The organism is Ilumatobacter sp. (assembly GCF_049588435.1).
In the GTDB taxonomy this organism is placed as follows: Bacteria; Actinomycetota; Acidimicrobiia; order Acidimicrobiales; family Ilumatobacteraceae; genus Ilumatobacter_A.
The window spans coordinates 1-5,095 of the sequence record NZ_JBAVYV010000078.1 but is presented as its reverse complement, the minus strand read 5'-3'; the positions used below and the strand labels follow the sequence as shown (position 1 = coordinate 5,095).

6 protein-coding genes are annotated in these 5,095 nt (G+C 66.4%); 5 read left to right on the top strand and 1 reads right to left on the bottom strand.

The genetic code is table 11. From position 1 onward, the window contains the following. Positions 1-93 precede the first annotated feature (93 nt). Both WBV89_RS02830 and WBV89_RS02825 read left to right on the top strand, forming a co-directional pair. Positions 94-708: a TlpA family protein disulfide reductase gene (locus WBV89_RS02830; protein ID WP_423979827.1), complete on the top strand. Its 615-nt coding sequence runs from the start codon at positions 94-96 to the stop codon at positions 706-708. After that, positions 705-1,733: a cytochrome c biogenesis CcdA family protein gene (locus WBV89_RS02825; protein ID WP_423979826.1), complete on the top strand. Its 1,029-nt coding sequence runs from the start codon at positions 705-707 to the stop codon at positions 1,731-1,733. Before WBV89_RS02830 ends, WBV89_RS02825 begins: the two co-directional genes overlap by 4 nt. On the opposite strand, the gene WBV89_RS02820 is transcribed toward WBV89_RS02825, so the two are convergent. Next, a complete protein-coding gene (locus tag WBV89_RS02820) occupies positions 1,724-3,016 on the bottom strand; it encodes an acetyl-CoA hydrolase/transferase family protein (RefSeq protein ID WP_423979825.1) in 1,293 nt (430 codons plus the stop codon). The genes WBV89_RS02825 and WBV89_RS02820 overlap by 10 nt on opposite strands. A gap of 107 nt (positions 3,017-3,123) precedes the next feature. Here WBV89_RS02820 and WBV89_RS02815 point away from each other — a divergent pair, with 107 nt between their 5' ends. The 3 genes from WBV89_RS02815 to erpA all read left to right on the top strand — a co-directional run bounded on the left by WBV89_RS02815 (position 3,124) and on the right by erpA (position 5,078). Next, positions 3,124-3,927 (top strand): NUDIX hydrolase, encoded by an 804-nt coding sequence (locus WBV89_RS02815; RefSeq protein ID WP_423979824.1) that lies wholly within the window; start codon positions 3,124-3,126, stop codon positions 3,925-3,927. A gap of 80 nt (positions 3,928-4,007) precedes the next feature. Next, positions 4,008-4,712, top strand: coding sequence for a helix-turn-helix transcriptional regulator (locus WBV89_RS02810; protein ID WP_423979823.1), 705 nt, complete (start codon positions 4,008-4,010; stop codon positions 4,710-4,712). A gap of 42 nt (positions 4,713-4,754) precedes the next feature. Then, positions 4,755-5,078, top strand: coding sequence for an iron-sulfur cluster insertion protein ErpA (gene erpA / locus WBV89_RS02805; protein WP_423979822.1), 324 nt, complete (start codon positions 4,755-4,757; stop codon positions 5,076-5,078). Positions 5,079-5,095: the final 17 nt, after the last annotated feature.

Sequence of the window (5,095 nt, the reverse complement as noted above, 5' to 3'; positions counted from 1 at the left end):
GCGCTCACATCCCGCCGAAGGCGTTTCGTCGTTCTCGGAACGTTCAGCGGACTTCGGGCGACCTGAACGGATGTGGTCATTAGCCTCGAACCCGTGAAGATCGCTCGCCCCCGATTGCTCGTTGCCTCTCTCGTGGCTGCGGTGGTGCTCATCGGTGCCTACGCCGTGTGGCAGGTGTCGTCCGATTCCGGTACGGACTCCGAGGTCGATGCCGCTCTCGAGGATTCCCAGGACCGATCGCTCCCCGACGACGAGTTCGCGATCGAGCCAATCCCCGAACTCGACGGAGATGCCTTTCCCGACGCCACCCTCGTCGACCGCGACGGCAACGAGGTGTCGAGTGCGTCGTGGCTCGGTGACACCCCGCTCGTCGTGAACTTCTGGTTCAGCACCTGCGTTCCCTGCGAGCGTGAGCTGGCCGACTTCGCGGAGGTCGCCGCCGAAGTCGACGGCGACGTGCGCTTCATCGGTGTCAATCCGCTCGACACCGTCCCCGTGATGGAACGATTCGCCGGTGAGCGGGGTGTCGAGTACGACCTGATGCGAGATGAATTCGCCGAACTCCAGAGCGCGCTCGGTGTCACGTTCTTCCCGTACACGGTGTTCGTCTCATCGTCCGGCGAGATCATCGACCAGACCGGCGTGCTCGACGCGGACGGCCTGCGTGACCATGTCGATGCGCTCCTGGAAGCGGAGAACCAGGCATGAGCCTGTGGTTCGTGGCCGGCATGCTCGCGGCGGTCAACCCGTGCGGGTTCGTGCTGCTGCCGACGTACCTCATGTACTTCCTGGGCCTGCAGGGGTCGGAGCGCACGCTCGCCCAGCGTGAGACGTTGCGCAAGGCGTTGAAGGTGTCGGCATCACTGAGCCTGGGGTTCATGGCCGTGTTCATCGTCGCTGCGAGCCTGGCGAACTACTTCACGAACTGGCTCACCGCGAACGCGAAGTACGCCACCGGGTTCTTGGGCATCGCTCTGATCGTCCTCGGTGCCGCGATGCTGTTCGGGTTCAAGCTCCCCTTCATGAACCCGCAGCGGCTCCAGGGTGAGAAGGATCAGACCGTGAAGTCGATGTTCGTGTACGGCGTCGCGTACGCCATCGCGTCGCTCGGCTGCACGATCGGCTTCTTCATCTCGGCCGTCTTCGCCACCAGTCGCAACGGTGGGGTCTTCGCCGGGCTGCGCAACGGCATTGCGTACGGCGCCGGGATGGCGGTCCTCGTCGGCGGGCTCACCGTCGCACTCGCGTTCGCCAACACCGGGTTGCTCAAGCTGCTGCGGCACGGCATGCAGTACATGGATCGCATCGCGGCAGCGTTCGTGGTGCTGTCGGGTCTGTACCTGCTCTGGTACTTCTACTGGGTCGATCTCAAGGAGGAGGGCGATGCGATCACCGACTGGGTGACGTTCCGCCAGGCCGACATCAGCGCCTACCTCAACGACCACCAGTGGGGCGTCACCGTGTTGATGTTCTCGATCCTCGGAGCGACCATCTCGTACGTCTACACGCGGCGCGCCGACGTCCTCGCCGGACTACTCGTCGTCGTCGGCGGTGTGGCGGGGCTCTGGTCAGATGATTGGCTCGCCGTCGGGATCATCGGAACCGCCGTGGCGCTCGCCGGAGTGCTCGGTCTCGTTCAGGACCGGCGGGACTCGAAACTGCAGGCGTCGCGCGAGTCCAGCGTCGAGGAGCCGCCCACGTCGGTCTCGACGACGGGCGGCGGTCAGACGTAGTGCATCGCGTTCGCCTGCGCGGTGAGATCGGCGCGGTGGTCGGGATGGGCGATCGCGATCAGGCGGGTGGTCCGCTCGCGCACGGTCGCACCGCGTAGTTCGGCGACCCCGAACTCGGTGACGACCTTGTCGACCGTGTTCTTCGGCGTGGTGACCACGTCACCTGCCGAGAGTTGCGGCACGATCTTGGTGGCCCCGTCGGACGTCGTCGAGTGGAGCACCACGAATCCCTGCCCACCGTCGGAGTACATCGCACCGCGAGCGAAGTCGTTCTGCCCGCCCGACGACGAGTAGTACCGCCCGCGGATCGTCTCGGACGCACATTGACCGAGGAAGTCGACCGACAGCGTGGCGTTGATCGACACGAAGTTCTTCTCCTGGGCGATGATCCGGGGGTCGTTGACGTAGCGGACGGCGTGCAGTTCGATGGCGGTGTTCTCGTGGAGGAAATCGTGGAGTCGCTTGGTGCCGAGGGCGAATGTGCCGACGGTCTTGGTCCGGTTGAGCCGTTTACGGACGCCGTTGACCACCCCGGATTCGATCAGGGCGACGACGCCGTCCGACAGCAGTTCGGTGTGGACGCCGAGATTCTGGTGGTCGCGCAACGATTCCATGATCGCGTTGGGGATGCCGCCGATCCCGGTCTGGATCGTCGCCCCGTCGGGAATTCGTTCGGCGACGAACGCCGCGATCCGACGGTCGGTGTCGTCGGCCGCGACGGGTGGGATGTCCAGCAACGGTCGGTCGGTCTGGCACCAGCCTGCGATCTGCGACGAGTGGATCTGATTGCGTCCGAACGTGCGCGGCATGGCATCGGTGACCTCGAGGAAGAATCGGGCACGACCGATGAAGCTCGCCACGTAGTCGGCCGACACGCCGAGACTGAAGTACCCGTGTCGATCGGGGGGTGAGGCGCTCGCGACGACCAACGGATCCTCGCTGCGGTGGTGCATCATCTCGTAGACCTCCGAGAAGTGCGCCGGGACGAGCCCCACGTTGCCCGCGCGGAAGTGCGGCCGGGTGATGTGCGAGAGGAAGTACGAGATGTGGCGCATCCTGTCGCCGAACGCCGCACCGATGTACGGGCGATCGTGGATGGCGTGCATCTGGTGGACGCGCAATCCGGTGAACCGGTCACCGTCGGCCGCGTGGTCGTCGGCGACCGCGTCCTCGATCGCGTCGAGGACCGCCGTCGGCTCACCGTTGGCGAGCGGGACGATGATGCGCGTCTCCGGGCCGAGATGGTCGAGGACGTCGGAGGCATGGCCGGGCGATTCGATCATCTCCAGAACGTAGGTGACCGAGCGGGCCGGGCCGACGACATCGCGAACGAGGACCGTCCGGTTCGCGCGGCTGGGGCTCGATCGACACGCTCGCGTACGGTGCGAGGATGGCTGACGCGTTCGATCCCGCATCCGTACCGATTCGCACTGCGGCGACGGTGATGCTGGTGCGCGACGCCATCGACGGAGACCCGGGAGTTGAGGTGTTCATGCTCCGCCGAACCGGCAATGCCGCGTTCGCTGCCGGGATGTACGTGTTTCCCGGTGGCAAGGTCGACGATGCCGACCACGCGACGGAGCTCGAGCCCTTCTGCGACGGTCTGGATGATGCCGAGGCGTCGTCTCAACTCGGGGTGGAATCGGGCGGCCTCGCCTACTGGGTGGCATCGATCCGCGAGTGTTTCGAGGAAGCGGGCATCCTGCTCGCCGAGCGCCGCGACGGATCAGCGCTCGCACTCGGCGACGACGACCGGCACCAGGTCCACGCCGGAACGCTGTCGATGGTCGAGCTGTGTCGACGCGACGATCTCGTGCTCGACCTGTCGACCACCCAGTACGTCGACCATTGGGTCACGCCCGCCGGTGAGCGCCGACGCTTCGACACGCGATTCTTCGTGACCGAGGCGCCCGAGGGGCAAGAGGGGTTGCACGACGACAAGGAGACCGTGGAGAGCAGCTGGGTCCGTCCGAGCGAGGCGTTGCGGATGCACGAAGCGGGTCGGTTGATGATGATGCCGCCGACGATCAAGAACCTGCGCTGGCTCGACGACTTCACGACCGCCGATGCCGTCGTCGCCGCGGGTCGTGCGATCGCACACCCCCCGACCACGCTGCCGAAGGTCCGCACCGACGAGGAGGGCAACATCGTCGGGATCTCGATGCCGGGAGACCCCGATTACGACGCGCTCTGAGCAGCACGGGTCGCGTCGTCGCATGGGGCTGCGTGCGCATGCGGCCGATCCGAGCCGGAATCGCCATGTACTCTCGGGTCGTGAGCGATCCGGCTGTCCGCCTCGACGTGCTCAAGGCACTGGGCGACAACACGCGGTACGCGATCTATCTCGAACTGGCCCGCTCGCCCCGCCCGCTCGCAACAGCGGACATCGCCGAGTCCCTCGACCTCCATGCGAACACGGTGCGACCGCACCTGGAACGAATGCGCGACGCCGGTCTGCTCGCCGTCGAAGTCGGCGGACGCGGCGATGTCGGCCGACCTCAACACCGCTACTCGATCGCCCATGACGCACCCTCGTTGGGGCTCGAACCACCGTCGATCCCCGTGCTCGCGCGAATGGTGCTGGCGATCGCGCGTCGCCTCGGTGCGAGTCCGGCCGATGCCGAATCGGTCGGCTTCGACGAAGGCCACCGCCGCGCTCGTCCGTACGCGTCCGCCCCCTCGACGCTCGAGGCGCTGGTGTCCGATCTGGATCGGCTCGGCTTCGACCCGATCGTCACCGACCCCGACAAGGTGCCGCCCGGTCCCGACGGTGGGTCGTTCGCCGACGACGGTGCCGCGGTCGTGGCGTTCGCGAACTGTCCGTTCTCGGACCTCGCCCAGGAACACCCGGAACTGGTCTGTGGCCTGCATCGCGGGCTCGTCGCGGGGTTCGTCGCCGGCATGGGCGACGCCGACATCCGGGACTTCTGCTCGCTCACCAGCCGCACTCCGTGCCAGGTCACGGTCGCGGCACGCTAAAATCAAAACCAACAGGATCCGATTCTCTGGAGGAACCGCACCATGATCACTCTCACCGACCCCGCTGCCGCCAAGGTTCGCCAACTGCTCGACGCCGAAGGCGCTGAAGATCTCGCGCTCCGCGTGGCGGTGCGTCCCGGTGGATGCTCGGGTTTCTCGTACGAGATGTTCTTCGACGGTGACTTCGCCGCCGACGACACGACGGCCGAATACGACGACAACGTGAAGGTCGTCGTCGACCCGGCATCCGCCCAGCTGCTCGAGGGTGCCACCCTCGACTACAAGGACGGCCTCGACGAGTCGGGCTTTGCGATCACGAACCCGAACGCCAGCCGGACATGCGGCTGCGGGCAGAGCTTCTCCTGAACCCCTGAGTCCGGCTG